Source organism: Methylorubrum rhodesianum, assembly GCF_014199985.1.
Taxonomy (GTDB): Bacteria; Pseudomonadota; Alphaproteobacteria; order Rhizobiales; family Beijerinckiaceae; genus Methylobacterium; species Methylobacterium rhodesianum.
In genome coordinates this window covers 192,546-206,585 of record NZ_JACHOS010000003.1, presented here as the reverse complement: position 1 = coordinate 206,585, position 14,040 = coordinate 192,546, and the positions used below count along the sequence as shown (strand labels likewise).

Annotated in this window: 12 protein-coding genes; 11 read left to right on the top strand and 1 reads right to left on the bottom strand. The window is 71.2% G+C overall.

The window, feature by feature from the left end:
* Positions 1-447 precede the first annotated feature (447 nt).
* Entirely contained in the window at positions 448-1,278 is an 831-nt protein-coding gene (locus HNR01_RS05630; RefSeq protein ID WP_183667054.1) for a prephenate dehydrogenase/arogenate dehydrogenase family protein, read from the top strand.
* Between the two features lie 76 nt (positions 1,279-1,354).
* Here HNR01_RS05630 and HNR01_RS05625 read toward each other — a convergent pair whose 3' ends face one another.
* A complete protein-coding gene (locus HNR01_RS05625; RefSeq protein WP_183667053.1) occupies positions 1,355-2,680 on the bottom strand; it encodes an OmpP1/FadL family transporter in 1,326 nt (441 codons plus the stop codon).
* Between the two features lie 298 nt (positions 2,681-2,978).
* On the opposite strand from HNR01_RS05625, the gene HNR01_RS05620 reads away from it, so the two are divergent.
* The 10 genes from HNR01_RS05620 (at position 2,979) to HNR01_RS05575 (ending at position 14,002) form a co-directional block, all read left to right on the top strand.
* On the top strand, positions 2,979-3,863 hold the full coding sequence (locus tag HNR01_RS05620) for a fumarylacetoacetate hydrolase family protein (RefSeq protein ID WP_026105468.1): 885 nt from the start codon (positions 2,979-2,981) through the stop codon (positions 3,861-3,863).
* A 17-nt stretch (positions 3,864-3,880) separates the two neighbouring features.
* On the top strand, positions 3,881-4,651 hold the full coding sequence (locus tag HNR01_RS05615; RefSeq protein ID WP_183667052.1) for an alpha/beta fold hydrolase: 771 nt from the start codon (positions 3,881-3,883) through the stop codon (positions 4,649-4,651).
* 9 nt (positions 4,652-4,660) lie between these two features.
* Positions 4,661-5,875 (top strand): tetratricopeptide repeat protein, encoded by a 1,215-nt coding sequence (locus HNR01_RS05610; RefSeq protein WP_183667051.1) that lies wholly within the window; start codon positions 4,661-4,663, stop codon positions 5,873-5,875.
* Between the two features lie 42 nt (positions 5,876-5,917).
* On the top strand, positions 5,918-6,931 hold the full coding sequence (gene bioB / locus HNR01_RS05605; protein ID WP_183667050.1) for a biotin synthase BioB: 1,014 nt from the start codon (positions 5,918-5,920) through the stop codon (positions 6,929-6,931).
* Between the two features lie 82 nt (positions 6,932-7,013).
* Positions 7,014-8,828, top strand: a complete 1,815-nt coding sequence (gene aspS, locus HNR01_RS05600; protein ID WP_183667049.1) for an aspartate--tRNA ligase — start codon at positions 7,014-7,016, stop codon at positions 8,826-8,828.
* Between the two features lie 157 nt (positions 8,829-8,985).
* Positions 8,986-9,861, top strand: a complete 876-nt coding sequence (locus HNR01_RS05595; RefSeq protein WP_183667048.1) for a glycosyltransferase family 2 protein — start codon at positions 8,986-8,988, stop codon at positions 9,859-9,861.
* Entirely contained in the window at positions 9,858-10,940 is a 1,083-nt protein-coding gene (locus tag HNR01_RS05590; protein WP_183667047.1) for an acyltransferase family protein, read from the top strand. The genes HNR01_RS05595 and HNR01_RS05590 overlap by 4 nt, the downstream gene beginning before the upstream one ends.
* A gap of 344 nt (positions 10,941-11,284) precedes the next feature.
* A complete protein-coding gene (locus HNR01_RS05585) occupies positions 11,285-11,500 on the top strand; it encodes a ferredoxin (protein WP_017484158.1) in 216 nt (71 codons plus the stop codon).
* Positions 11,497-12,759, top strand: a complete 1,263-nt coding sequence (locus tag HNR01_RS05580) for an NAD(P)/FAD-dependent oxidoreductase (protein ID WP_183667046.1) — start codon at positions 11,497-11,499, stop codon at positions 12,757-12,759. Before HNR01_RS05585 ends, HNR01_RS05580 begins: the two co-directional genes overlap by 4 nt.
* 4 nt (positions 12,760-12,763) lie before the next feature.
* A complete protein-coding gene (locus HNR01_RS05575) occupies positions 12,764-14,002 on the top strand; it encodes a cytochrome P450 (RefSeq protein WP_017484160.1) in 1,239 nt (412 codons plus the stop codon).
* The last annotated feature ends 38 nt before the right edge of the window (positions 14,003-14,040 follow it).

Sequence of the window (14,040 nt, the reverse complement as noted above, 5' to 3'; positions counted from 1 at the left end):
TTTCTAGAACTATTTTCAGTTTTCACATTCGCATGGCCGCAAATCAGTAAAAATAAACGTAGGTTGTCTTTCATAACGCTTTGGATGGCCCGTATTCCGCAGCACAATCTCTGCGTTAGAGCCTCCTCCTGGACTCGGGATCAGAGACGGCACGCTCCGCTTCCGGACGATGGCCGGTCGTCCTGGGCGAGCCGGCGGGAACCGCCCTGAACGCATTCGGGCGCACGGCCGGTCCGTGCCGCAGGATCTTGACGCTGGAGCGCCCCCTGTCTAGAGGCGCGCCATCATGACGGGCCTCCTCCTCCTCTCCGGATCGTATCGCGCGCCGCTCCCCTAAGCGGCCCCGGACTCGTCATGTCTTCAGCCGCTGCGTCGTCGGCGGCCTGAGGATCGTGGAAAGACATCCCGCAACGGACCGCCGGCCTCGCCCCCTTCCGAGGTCACCCCGTGTCTGCTCCGCCGCCATTTCCCTCTCGTCCGCGCGTCGGCTTCGGCGCCTTCGGACGCCTGATCGCCCGCCATCTCGCCCCGCATGCCGGGCTGACGGTCCACGACCCGTACCTGCCCGCCGCGACGCTCGCGGCGCGCCTCGCCGCCGATGCGGGACCGCACGCGGTCGCCGCCGATCTTGCGGCTGCGGCGGACTGCCCCTTGGTGATCCTCGCCACGCCGGTGGCGAGTCTCGCCGAGGCGGTGCGCGGCCTGGCCCCGCATCTGCGGCCGGGCACGCTGGTGGTCGATGTCGGGTCGGTGAAGACGGGACCGGCCGCGATCCTGCAGGCGGAATTGCCGGTCGATGTCGAGATCCTGGCGACCCATCCGCTGTTCGGGCCGCAGAGCGCCGGAGAGAGCGCCGACGGCATCCGGGGCCTCAAGATCGCCGTCTGCCCGCTCCGCGGACGGCGGGCCTTGAGGGCGGCGGCCTTCCTGCGGCGCGGGCTCGGCCTCGACGTCATCCTGACGACGCCGGAGGCGCACGATCGGGCCATGGCCTCGGTTCAGGGGCTGACCCACCTCATCGCCAAGGTGCTGGTGGCGATGGAGCCGCTGCCGACGCGGATGACGACGCGCAGCTTCGACCTGCTGATGCAGGCGGTCGGCATGGTGCGGCACGACGCGCCCGAGGTGTTCCACGCCATCGAGCGCGCGAACCCGCACGCGGCGGCGGTGCGGCAGCGCTTCTTCGCGCTGGCGCGCCGGCTCGACGCCGAACTCTCCGCAGAGGCGGAGTTTTCCGCAGAACCGGTTCACGCAGGGCCGGACCGGCTCGCCTCGTAGAAACGGCCCGCCCGGCGCCGGACCGTTTCAGGTCTGGTGCCGGGCGGGCCGCAAGGATGCCGCGAGGATCAGGCGATCAGTACTTGCGCACAAGCGGGGCCGGGGCGACGGCGGCGGGGGCGTCCCACTGGTAGCGGAAGCCGACCGACACGACGTCGGCGCTGACGTCGGTCGAGGCGGCGAGCGGGATGTTGCCGATGTTGTAGTCGCGGCCGGGGCCCGCCAGGAGAAGGCCGCGGTCGAAGAAGGCGTGGGCGTAGCTCGCCGTCAGCAGCACCTTCTCGCTCCAGCGATAGCTGCCGCCGATCGAGACGACGTAGCGGTCGCTGTCGGGCAGGCGCGCCGAGCGGTTCGTGACGTCGATCGGCACGTTGTCGTAGCCGAAGCCGGCCCGCAGGGTCAGGTTCGGCGACCAGTCGTACTCGGCACCGATCGAGTAGAAGAACGAGTCCTTGAAGTTGAGCGGCAGGTTGTTCACCGGCACGCCGAGCGTCCTCGACACGATGCCGACGTTGCCGAGCCTCGACCAGTTGTCCCACTCGAAGCCGAGATTGATCCGGGTGACCGGATTGATCGCCTGGGTCAGGCCGACGCTGACCTTCTCGGGCGTGTTGAGGTTGGCCCGCACCTGCCCCAGGGCGAGCGCCTGCCGCGGATCGGGGAAGCCGATCGAGCCCTCGATGTCGTGGTGGACCGAGGAGCGGTAGCCGACGCCGATCGTCGTACCGGCGGCGGGGGTGACCAGGACACCGGCGGTGAAGCCGACGCCCCAGGACTCGCCCTTGACGAAGCCCGACGGGTAGAGGCCGGGGAAGGTGCCGGGCACCGGCACGGCCGCGCGCAGGGTCAGGCGGAAATACTCGATGCTCGGGCCGGCGGCGACGGAGAGCCAGTCGTTCACCTTGAAGCCGACCACCGGGTTGAAGGCCAGCGAGAAGATCCGCGAGGAACGGGCATAGACCGAGCCCGCCCAATCCTGGCGCGGCTTGGTGACGAGGCCGTACGGCGCCCCGGTCTGGATGCCGATCCAGAGCCGGTCGGTGAGCTGGTAGGAGGTCGCCCCCGAGGGCACCACGGCGCCCTGGCCGACCTCGCCGGAGGAGCCGAAGGGCAGAAGGCCCGGCGCGGTGCCCACCGTCGGCGTGATCTCACCCGAGAGATTGATGAAGCTCAGGCTCTGCTCGCTGGCGAAGCCCGGCCGCATCGTCACGGTCGCCGGGTTCCAGAAGATCGACGAGACGCCCGCCCCGCCCGAGGCCGCGCCCGCGAAGGCGACGCCCAGTCCCTGCGCACTCTGCTCGCGCAGGCCGAAGGCACCGGCCTGCGCTCCCGTTGCGCCCGCCACCGAAGCGGCCGCGACGGCCCCCGCGAGCCCGAGCGCGCGGATCGTCCCCCCAGTCATTCTTGTTCTCCGAAGCGTTTCTTGCAGACCCAAGTCCCATCCGTGATGGAAGAGGATCGCACGCGTCCGGTCCAGAGGAGGAAAACCGAAAATAGAATTATATATCAATTGAGGAATTTATGTCACGGAACCGGGGCGCCCCTGCCCCTGTATGAACGGTACGGTCCAGGATGTGGGCTCAGACGCGGGTCCGAGGCGCGCTCGAGCATGAGCTCGAGGCGCCGCTTGCACCCTGGACCGGCCGCGGCCATGGTTCCGCCCCTCTGGGCGAGCCTCAAGCAGGATGGAGACGCCGACGATGAAGCTGATCCGGCACGGAGCGAGCGGTGACGAGAAGCCGGGCCTCGTGGACGCGAAGGGCGGCTTGCGCGACCTGTCGGGCACCCTGCGCGACATCGCCGGAGCAGGCCTGTCGCGGGAATCGCTCGACCGCCTCGCGCGCATCGATCCCGAGAGCCTGCCGCTCCTGCCGCCCGGCACCCGCCTCGGCCCCTGCGTCGGCGGCACCCGCAACTTCGTGGCGATCGGCCTGAACTACGCCGACCATGCCGCCGAGACCGGCGCCGCGATCCCGGCCGAGCCGATCATCTTCAACAAGGCGCCCTCCTGCATCGTCGGCCCCAACGACACGGTGATCCTGCCCAAGGCCTCGGCCAAGACCGATTGGGAGGTGGAGCTCGCCGTGGTGATCGGTGCCCGCGCTTCCTACGTCCACGCCAACGAGGCCCTGCGCTACGTGGCGGGCGTCTGCATCTGCAACGACCTGTCCGAGCGCGAATTCCAGATGGAGCGCGGCGGCACCTGGACCAAGGGCAAGGGCTGCCCGACCTTCGGCCCGCTCGGCCCCTGGCTCGTCACCCTCGACGAGATCCCGGACCTCAAGAAGCTCTCGATGAGCCTCGACCTCAACGGTCAGCGGATGCAGACGGGCTCGACGGCGACGATGATCTTCGACGTCGCCCAGCTCGTCGCCTACGTCTCGCACTTCATGATGCTGGAACCCGGCGACGTCATCACCACCGGCACCCCGCCGGGCGTCGGCCTCGGCATGAAGCCGCCGCGCTACCTCAAGAGCGACGACGAGATGGTGCTGCGCATCGACGGCCTGGGCGAGCAGCGCCAGCGGGTCGTGGCCTTCGACGACTGGACCGCGAAGGTCGCGGCCGGCGAGCCGACGAACTGACGAGCCGCCCGCCGACGATGACCGTCTCCCCGCAGGACCGGCCCGGCCCGGTCGTCTTCCTCGGCGGCGGCCCCGGCCTGGCCGTCGCCTACGCCGCGGATCCGCTGCGGCGCGCGGGTTTTGCCGAAGGCTGGGCCTTCTTCGAACAGCCCGGATGCGGCGATTCCGCCCCGCCCGATCCCGTCACCGCCCAGACCGTGCTCGACGCGGCCGCCACCCTCGTCGCCGAGCGGGCGGAGGAGGGCGCGGTGAGTCTCGTCGCGCATTCCTGGGGAGCGTGGCTCGCGCTGGCCCTCCTCGACCGTCTGCCGCCGGGCAGGATCGCCCGCGCCGTGCTGCTCCATCCCGCCCCGCCGACCCGCGCCGGGCGCGACGCGGGCGTCGCCGCCCTGTTCGCCCGGCTCTCGCCCGAGGCGATGGGTCGGGCCGCGCCGCTGATGGCGCGAACCGATGCCGAGGCCGGTCGGGCGATCATGGCGATCCTGCTGCCGGCCTATTGCGGCCGGCCGACCGACCTGCCGGATCTCGACCTCGCCCTGGTCCCGCCGGTCTATCACGGCGTCTCGGCCAGCCTCGGCGACGACGACCAGCGCGGAATCTTGGCGGCCCATGCAGGCCGCCTCACCCTCGTCTTCGGCGAGGCCGACGTCTTCTCGCACGATCTCTACGCGCAGCACGGCGGCGTGCCGGCCGGCCTCGACGTCGCCACCCTGCCCGGCGGTCATTTCGGCTTCCTCGAGGACGTGGCCGGCTTCGAGGCCATCCTGCGCCGGCGGGGCGTGATCTAGCCTCCCGCCATGGCGCGCTCCTCCCTGTCGCTGCCGGACCGGCCCTCCGTCGCCGTGCTGCCCTTCGCGGATCCGGCGGGCGATTTCGACACGCAGGCGCTCGCCGACGGACTGTCGGAGCACGTCACCGACGCGCTCGCCTGCACCCCCGGCCTGTTCGTCAGCGCGCGCAACTCCGCCTTCACCTTCAAGGGCCGCGCCGTGCCCCCGGACGAGGCGGCCGGGCGGCTCGGGGTCGCGCATATCCTCACGGGGACCCTGTCGCGGGCGGGCACGCGCCTGCGGGTTCAGGCCCGGCTGCACCGAACGGCGGCCGAGCGGCCGGTCTGGAGCCAGGATCTCGACGAGGATGAGGGGGCCGTCCACGTCCTGCGGAACCGGATCGTCGCCGGCACGGTGGCGGCGATGGCGCCCGGCCTCCCCCGCGGCGGCGCGCCGGAGCGGGTGGAGCCGCCGCTCGATGCGGGCGTCTACGCGCCGTTCCTGTCGGCCTACTCGAACCACGCCATGCCGAGCGCCGAGAGCGTGCGCCTGCGCATCGCCTCGATCGAGGCGGTCCGCCGCCTCGTGCCGGAGCACGCCCTGCCCTGCGCGCTGCTCGCGCAGTGCTACACCAACCTCGTGGTGCAGGGCTGGAGCGCCGATGCGGCCGCCGACTGCGCCGAGGGCGCACGGCTTGCCCGCCTCGCCCTGGAGCGGGACGCCGGCGATCCGGCGGTGCTGATGATGGCCGGGCACACCCTCGCCTTCCTGGCGCAGGACTACGACGCGGCCCTCGACCTGCTCGACCGCTCGCTCGTCCTCAACCCCAACAGCGCCGCCGCCTACGAGCGCAGCGGCTGGGTGCGCTGCTACGTCGGCGAGCCGGAACTCGCCGCGGATCATTTCCGGGCGGCCAAGCGGCAGAGCCCGCTCGACCCCACCACCTTCCGCTTCGAGTCCGGCCTCGGGCTCGCCCTGTGCATGGCGGGCGCGCACGAGGAGGCCCTGGCCTGGCTCGACCGCTCGATGGCCGAGGATCCGGGCTGGACCAGCACCCACCGCGTCCGCGCCGCCAGCCTCGCCTGGCTCGGCCGGCAGGTGGAGGCAGAGGCCGCCGCCGCGCGCTTCATGGCGCTCGAACCGAGCTACCGGATCGCCCGTGCCATGCGCCTCTATCGGCCGTCCGTCGGCAAGGACCGGTTCGTGGAGGGGATGCGGCGGGCCGGGGTGCCGTTCGAATAGCCAGGCTTGATTTTTCCCGCGCCTTCGCTCTCAAAGAAACACATGAGCGACTCCGTGGTCTTCCTCACCCCCTCCGCGCCCCCGGCGCCCATCCGGCATGACTGGACGCTCGCCGAGATCCAGGCGATCCACGACATGCCGCTGCTCGATCTCGTCCACCGGGCGGGCGTCGTGCACCGGGCGCACAACGACCCCGCCGACATCCAGCGGGCGGCGCTCCTGTCGATCAAGACCGGCGGCTGCCCCGAGGATTGCGCCTACTGCCCGCAATCGGCCCATCACAAGGGCGCCAACCTGCCGCGCGAGCGGCTGATGCCGGTCGAGGCCGTGCTGAAGGAGGCCGCCGCCGCCAAGGCCAACGGGGCGCATCGCTTCTGCATGGGCGCGGCGTGGCGCAAGCCCAAGGACGGGCCGGACTTCGATGCGGTGCTGGAGATGGTGCGCGGCGTGCGCGGGCTGGGCATGGAGGCCTGCGTCACGCTGGGCATGCTGACCCAGAGCCAGGCGCAGCGCCTCGCGGAGGCCGGGCTCACCTCCTACAACCACAACCTCGACACCGGCCCGGACTTCTACGGCGACATCATCTCGACCCGCACCTACGACGACCGGCTCCAGACCCTGGAGCATGTCCGGCAGGCCGGCATCGGCGTCTGCTGCGGCGGCATCGTCGGCATGGGTGAGCGGGTACGCGACCGGGCCGAGATGCTGCTGGTGCTCGCCAACCACGCGCCGCACCCGGAGAGCGTGCCGATCAATGCGCTGGTCGCCGTCAAGGGCACGCCGCTGGAGGACCGTCCGCCGATCGATCCGCTCGACCTCGTGCGGATGTGCGCCACCGCCCGCATCGTCATGCCGAAGGCCCGGGTGCGCCTCAGCGCCGGCCGCAAGAGCCTGACCCGCGAGGCGCAGATCCTGTGCTTCCTGGCCGGCGCCAACTCGATCTTCTACGGCGAGCGCCTGCTCACCACCGCCAACAACGAGGCCGACGCCGACGCCGAGTTGCTGCGCGACATCGGCGTGCCGGTGCCCGAGGTGACGCTCGCCGCGGCCGAGTAGGCGGGAGCGGCCCACATGGCCGCTTTACCTTGACTTCACCCGCCTCCCGTGAATGGTGCCGGCTCCTTTTCAAGAGCCCGCCATGCACCGTTACCGTACCCACACCTGCGGGGCGCTCCGCCCGTCCGACGTCGGGCAGACCGTGCGCCTGTCCGGCTGGTGCCACCGCATCCGCGACCACGGCGGCGTGCTCTTCATCGACCTGCGCGACCATTACGGCCTGACGCAATGCGTGGTCGATTCCGACTCGCCCGCCTTCAAGGCCGCCGAGACCGCGCGCTCCGAGTGGGTGATCCGCATCGACGGCCGGGTGCGCACGCGGCCCGGTGGCACCGAGAACGCCGAACTGCCGACGGGTGCGGTCGAGGTCTATATCGACGATCTCGAGGTGCTCGGCCCCGCGGGCGAGTTGCCGCTGCCCGTCTTCGGCGATCAGGAATACCCGGAGGAGACCCGGCTCAAGTACCGCTTCCTCGACCTGCGCCGGGAGAAGCTGCACGCCAACATCATGAAGCGCGGCGCAATCATCGACTCGCTCCGCCGCCGCATGCGCGAGGGCGGCTTCTTCGAGTTCCAGACGCCGATCCTGACCGCTTCGAGCCCCGAGGGCGCGCGCGACTACCTCGTGCCGTCCCGCGTCCACCCGGGCAAGTTCTACGCGCTGCCGCAGGCGCCGCAGCAGTTCAAGCAGCTGACGATGATCGCGGGCTTCGACCGCTACTTCCAGATCGCGCCCTGTTTTCGCGATGAGGACGCGCGGGCCGACCGCTCCCCGGGCGAGTTCTACCAGCTCGATATCGAGATGAGCTTCGTCACGCAGGAGGACGTGTTCCAGGCGGTCGAGCCGGTGCTGCGCGGCGTGTTCGAGGAATTCGCGGGCGGCAAGCGCGTCACGGAGAAGTTTCCGCGCATCACCTACGCCGACGCGATGCTGAAATACGGCGTCGACAAGCCGGACCTGCGCAACCCGCTGATCATCGCCGACGTCACCGACGAGTTCGCCAACGACGCGGTGGAGTTCAAGGCGTTCAAGGGCGTCATCAAGTCGGGCGGCGTGGTGCGCGCCATCCCCGCCACCGGGGCGGCGGGCCAGCCGCGCTCGTTCTTCGACAAGCTGAACGACTGGGCTCGCTCGGAGGGCGCGCCGGGCCTCGGCTACATCGTGTTCGAGGAGGAGGGCGGGGCGCTCACCGGCAAGGGGCCGATCGCCAAGTTCATCCCCGCCGCGATCCAGGCGCGCATCGCCGAGAAGGCCGGCGCCGGGGCCGGCGATGCGGTGTTCTTCGCCGCCGGCGCCGAGGCGAAGGCCGCCGCGCTCGCCGGCAAGGCGCGCATCCGCATCGGCGACGAGCTGAAGCTCTCCGACACGGACCAGTTCGCCTTCTGCTGGGTCGTCGACTTCCCGATGTACGAGTGGAACGAGGAGGAGAAGCGGATCGACTTCTCCCACAACCCGTTCTCGATGCCGAACTTCGACCGAGACGAATTCCTCGCCCTGGGCGAAGCGGATTCCGAAAAGATCCTCGGGATCAAGGCGTTCCAGTACGACATCGTCTGCAACGGCATCGAGCTGTCCTCGGGCGCGATCCGGAACCATCGCCCCGACGTGATGGAGAAGGCGTTCGCCATCGCCGGCTACGGGCGGGACGTGCTGGAGGAGAAGTTCGGCGGCATGCTGAACGCCCTGCGCCTCGGCGCCCCGCCGCACGGCGGCATCGCGCCGGGTGTGGACCGCATCGTCATGCTGCTGTGCGAGGAGCCGAACATCCGCGAGGTCGTGCTGTTCCCGATGAACCAGCGCGCCGAGGACCTGATGATGGGCGCGCCCGCCGAGGCGACCCCGAAGCAGCTGCGCGAGCTGCACATCCGCCTCAACCTGCCCGAGAAGAAGGGGTGAGGCAGATGCTCGAACCCTCCCCCCTCTGCGGGGGAGGGTGCCTGCGGAGCAGGCGGGAGAGGGGAACGCTCTCTCCGGAAACGTCGCTCCCCTCACCCGACCCGCTTCGCGGGCCACCCTCTCCCGCGGAGGGGAGAGGGAAGTCGCGCGGGACCTGATGTTGCCCGACCTCACCGCCATCGTCGTCAGCCACGACAGCGCGGACGCCCTGCCCGCCTGCCTCACGGCTCTGGCCCGCGAAGGCGTCCCGGCGATCGTGGTCGACAACGCGAGCCGCGACGCCTCGGTCGCGGTGGCCCGCGCCCACGGCGCGCGGGTGATCGCCCATCCCCGCAACGAGGGCTACGGGCGGGCCAACAACATCGGCGTGCGCGCCGCCGAGGCCGCTTCCCACGTTCTCATCCTCAACCCGGATCTCGTGCTGCAGCCGGGCGCCGCCGCCGCGCTGCTGGCGGCCGCCGAGGCGTGGCCCGATGCCGGCCTCCTGGCGCCGCGCATCCACGAGCCGGACGGGCGCTACTTCTACCAGCCGCGCTCGCTGCTGGCCCCCTACCTCACCAATCCGAGGGGCCGGCTGGTTCTGCCCGAGGGCGACGCCTGCGCCCCGTTCCTGTCCGGCGCCTGCCTGATGATCGAGCGCGCGCTCTTCCTCGAGCTCGGCGGGTTCGACGAGAACATTTTCCTGTTCTACGAGGACGACGATCTCTGCCGCCGGGTGGCCGATGCCGGCCGCGCCCTGGTCCATGTCCACGGCGCGGTGGCGCTCCACGGGCGCGGGCGCTCCTCGGCCCCGGCGCCGGGCCGGACCTTTCGCACCCGCTGGCACCAGGCGTGGTCGCGGGCCTACGTCTCGAAGAAGTACGGCCTGCCCGATCCGAGCCCGGGGATGCTGGCCACCAACGCGCCGAAGGCGGCGCTCGCCGCCCTCGCCTTCCGCCGCGCGGGACTGGAGCGCTACGGCGGCTCGGCGGCAGGCGCGCTGGCCGCCCTGCGGGGTCGGAGCGCGCTGGCCCGCGAAGGATTGGTGCCGTGAATTGGCTCTCGGGCCCGACCGTCGGGCAAGCGCTGGCGCGCCCGCATAACGGGTTCTCCTCCTTGAGGCTGGCGCTGGCCCTGATGGTGGTGGTCTCCCACGCCTTCAGCGTCGTTTCGGGCAACGGGCTCGACGAGCCGCTCGCCCGGACCACCGGCTTCTCGCTCGGCGAGCACGCGGTGAACGGCTTCTTCGCCGTCTCCGGCTTCCTCGTCACCATGAGCTACGACCGGCGCGGCTGGCGCGACTACGTCATCGCCCGTAGTCTCCGCATCCTGCCGGGATTGGTGGCCGCGACCCTGGCCGTCTCGCTGCTACTCGGCGGCGCCCTCACCCGGCTGCCGCTCGCCGAGTACTATGCCGCACCGGAGCTGTGGCGCTTCGTGCGCGGCACGCTCCTGTCCTTCAAGAGCAATGCCAGCCTGCCCGGCCTGTTCGAGGCGAATCCGCTGCGCAGCCCGCTCGGCACGGTCTGGACCCTGAAATACGAGACGATCTGCTACGTCGGCGTCCTCGTGGTCGGGCTGTGCGGGCTGCTGCGCCGCCGCTGGGCCGTGCCGGCGCTCACCACGGCCCTCGCCCTGGCCCTGGCGACGCTGGAAGTCGTCCGGCCGGAGATGTCGAAGGGAACCGAGACGGCCCTGCGGCTCCCGCTGATCTTCGCCTTCGGCGCCTGCCTCTACCTGTGGCGGGATCGGGTGCGGCTCGGGCCCTGGCCCCTGCTCGGCCTCGCCGCCGCCCTCCTGCTCCAGGGCCACGCGCCCGCCCGGACGCTGCTGTTCCTCTCCGAGAGCTACGCCGCGATCTGGCTCGCCTTCCTGCCTGCGCTCGCCCGCCCGGCCCTCGATCCGCCGGCCGATCTCTCCTACGGGGTCTATCTCTACGGCTGGCCGATCCAGCAGAGCCTGCACGCAGGGTTCCCCACCGCCCCGGCCCTCGCGCTGCTGCCGCCCGCACTTCTTCTCGCCCTTCTCGCCGCGGCGCTCTCCTGGTACGCCGTCGAGAAACCGGCCCTGCGCCTGAAGGCGCGGGCACTCGGACGGCGGACGCTGGGCACCATCGAACCCGCCGCGCCCTGACGGAAGCCCCAGGGCCACCGCTCGAGAGCGATCATCCTGGCCTTTCGCCGATCTCGATCGCGGGCGCCCGCCTCCGCGGGGTCGGGCTTGCGCGCCGTGCGTCCGTTCACGCGGCTTCGAGCGATTGCCCTGCATCACCCCGACGCGGGCATTGATCCCGGTCCCCTGGAGCGTTTCCCGCTCCAGGGGACCGGCCAAGGAACCAGCCAGGCCCCCGGATGCGACCGTCGGGAGGGGCGTCAGGCCGCCGCCGTGGTGAGCGGGCTTCCCCGCCCTACCTATCCATGCCGGTCGCCCCTTCGGCGGCTCCCCTCCCTCGGCACAGGCGAAGCGAAACTCTCCTCATGAAGGTCGTCGTGGATCTCAACCGCTGCCAGGGCTACGCGCAGTGCCTCTACGCCGCGCCGCACCACTTCGCCCTGCACGGGCGCGAGGCGCTGGTCTACGACCCCTCCCCCGACGAGGCCGCCCGGGCCGAGATCGAGCGGGCCGTCCATGCCTGCCCGGTGCGGGCGATCACCGCCTATCCCGACGACACCGCCGCCGGAGAGGTCGCGTGACGGCGCAGCCTGAGCGCATCGTCGTCGTCGGCGCCTCGCTGGCGGGCCTCGCCGCGGCGCAGCGCTTACGGGAGCGGGGCTTCTCCGGCGCCCTCACCCTGGTCGGCGACGAGCCCCACCCGCCCTACGACCGGCCGCCGCTCTCCAAGCAGGTCCTGCGCGGGCTCTACTCCGCCGACACCACCCTGCCCCGTCCTCCCGGTCTGCGCGCGGAATTCCGCCTCGGCCGGCCGGCGACCCGGCTCGACCTGTCGGAGCGTGTGGTCGAACTCGGCGATGGCAGCCGCCTCCCCTACGACCGCCTGCTGATCGCCACCGGCACCCGGGCGCGGCCCTGGCCCAACCCGGAGGAGGCGGCGCTTACCGGCGTCTTCACCCTGCGCGGCCGGGACGACGCGCAGCGTCTCGGCGCCTGCCTGCAGGCCAAGCCACGCCGCGTTGTCCTCGTCGGCGGCGGCTTCATCGGCTTCGAGGTCGCCTCGACCTGCCGCGATCTCGACATCCCCGTCACCCTGCTGGTGCGCGACGCGGTGCCGCTTGCCGCCGCGCTCGGGGCCCGCCTCGGCGGCCTGATCGGCGAGGTCGCCCGCGAACGGGGCGTCGACCTGCGCCTCGAATCGGAGATCGAGCGGATGGAGGCGGAGAACGGGCGTCTCGTCGCCGTGACCCTGAAGGACGGCGAGCGGATCGAGACCGATTGCCTCGTCGCGGCGATCGGCACCCTGCGCAACGTGGAATGGCTCGCCGGCTCCGGCGTGCAGGCCGATGCCAAGGGCCTGCGCTGCGATGCCTTCTGCCGCGTCCTGCGCGAGGACGGCCGCGTCGCCGAGGGCGTCTTCGCCGCCGGCGACGTGGCGCGCTGGCCGAATCCGCACGACGACGACGCCCTGGTGGCGGTGGAGCACTGGGGCAACGCCCGGGCGCAAGCCGAAACCGCAGCCGTGAACATGCTGGCGGGCGACGCCTCGGCGATGCGCCGCCACGACCACCTGCCCGACTTCTGGTCGCAGCAATTCGGCCTGACGATCAAGCTCGTCGGTCTGGCGGATGGCGCCGACAGCTTTGCCTTGATGCACGGCGCGCTGGAGGAGCGCCGGCTCGTGGCCGCCTTCGGCAAGGATGGCCGCACGATCGCGGCCGCCTCGATCGACAGCGCCCGCTGGCTGCCCGCCTACAAAGCGGCGATCCGCGAGCGCGCGCCCTTCCCGCCGATCGCGGACGCCGTCGATCAGCCCCGCCTCCTTGTGCAGGAGCCATAGTCCCGTGAGCGGAAGCACGCTGTTCGAGCAGATCCTCGATCCCGCCAACCGGGCGAACCCCTATCCGCTCTACGCGGAGATGCGGAAGGTGCCCGTCGCGCGGCAGGAGGACGGCACCTACGTCGTCAGCACCCATGCCGATCTGGCACGGCTGATCTCCGACCCGCGGATCAGCTCGGACGACCTGCCCGATCCCCAGAAATTCCGCTGGACCGGGCACCCCGTCACCGACCTGCTGGTGCGGCCGGTGCGCGCCGAGATCCGCAAGCGCCACCGCCCCTTCATCTTCCGCGATCCCCCCGACCACGACCGGCTGCGGGGCCAGGTGATGCGCTGCTTCACGCCGGAGCGGGTGCGCGGCATGCGGACCAAGACCCAACGGATCACCGACGACCTGATCGGCAAGATGCGGGGCAAGACCCGCATCGATCTCGTCGACGACTTCTCCTACCCGCTGCCCGTCACCGTGATCTGCGAGCTGCTCGGCGTGCCGCCGGAGGACGAGGCGCAGTTCCACGGCTGGGCCACGCAGCTCGCCACCGCGCTCGAGCCCAACCAGCGCGGCGACGAGGAGACGCAGGCCAAGAACGAGGTCTGCTTCAATGAAATCGCCGATTACCTGCAGGGGCTGATCAAGGAGAAGCGCAAGGATCCGCAGGAAGACATTCTCTCGGATCTCGCCAACGACCGGGACGGGATGAACGATTTCGATCTCGTCGCCACCGCGGTGCTGCTGCTGGTGGCGGGCCACGAGACCACGGTGAACCTGATTACCAACGGCATGCTGACGCTGCTGCGCTTCCCCGAACATGGGGAGCGTCTGCGCGCCGAGCCGGAGATCGCCCCGCGGCTGATCGAGGAATTGCTGCGCTACGAACCACCGGTCCATTACCGCACGCGGCTGGCGCTCGCCGACATCCCGGTCGCCGGGATCACCATCCCCAAGGACGCGCCGGTGATCTTTCTGCTGGCCGCCGCCAACCGCGACCCGACCCGCTTTCCCGATCCCGACCGCTTCGATCCCGACCGGACCGACAACCGCCATCTCGGCTTCGGCGGCGGCCTGCACTACTGCGTCGGCGCACCGCTCGCACGGATCGAGGCGGAGGTGGCCTTGGTCAGCCTCGTGCGGCGGCTGAAGGGCCTCACCCTGGTCGAGGATCCCCCGCCCTACCGGCCGGGCGCCTCGCTGCGCGGGCCGCGGCATCTGCCGCTCGCCTTGGAGGGCGTCGCGGAGGGGTGATCGCGTGCCGTTACTGCGGGCGGAGCGAAGCAGCCCAG

Excerpts from the sequence above, each read along its gene's own strand:
- HNR01_RS05625 (WP_183667053.1), bottom strand. The coding sequence starts at position 2,680 with ATGACTGGGGGGACGATCCGCGCGCTCGGGCTCGCGGGGGCCGTCGCG.
- HNR01_RS05620 (WP_026105468.1), top strand. The coding sequence starts at position 2,979 with ATGAAGCTGATCCGGCACGGAGCGAGCGGTGACGAGAAGCCGGGCCTC.
- HNR01_RS05615 (WP_183667052.1), top strand. The coding sequence starts at position 3,881 with ATGACCGTCTCCCCGCAGGACCGGCCCGGCCCGGTCGTCTTCCTCGGC.
- HNR01_RS05610 (WP_183667051.1), top strand. The coding sequence starts at position 4,661 with ATGGCGCGCTCCTCCCTGTCGCTGCCGGACCGGCCCTCCGTCGCCGTG.
- bioB (WP_183667050.1), top strand. The coding sequence starts at position 5,918 with ATGAGCGACTCCGTGGTCTTCCTCACCCCCTCCGCGCCCCCGGCGCCC.
- aspS (WP_183667049.1), top strand. The coding sequence starts at position 7,014 with ATGCACCGTTACCGTACCCACACCTGCGGGGCGCTCCGCCCGTCCGAC.
- HNR01_RS05595 (WP_183667048.1), top strand. The coding sequence starts at position 8,986 with ATGTTGCCCGACCTCACCGCCATCGTCGTCAGCCACGACAGCGCGGAC.
- HNR01_RS05585 (WP_017484158.1), top strand. The coding sequence starts at position 11,285 with ATGAAGGTCGTCGTGGATCTCAACCGCTGCCAGGGCTACGCGCAGTGC.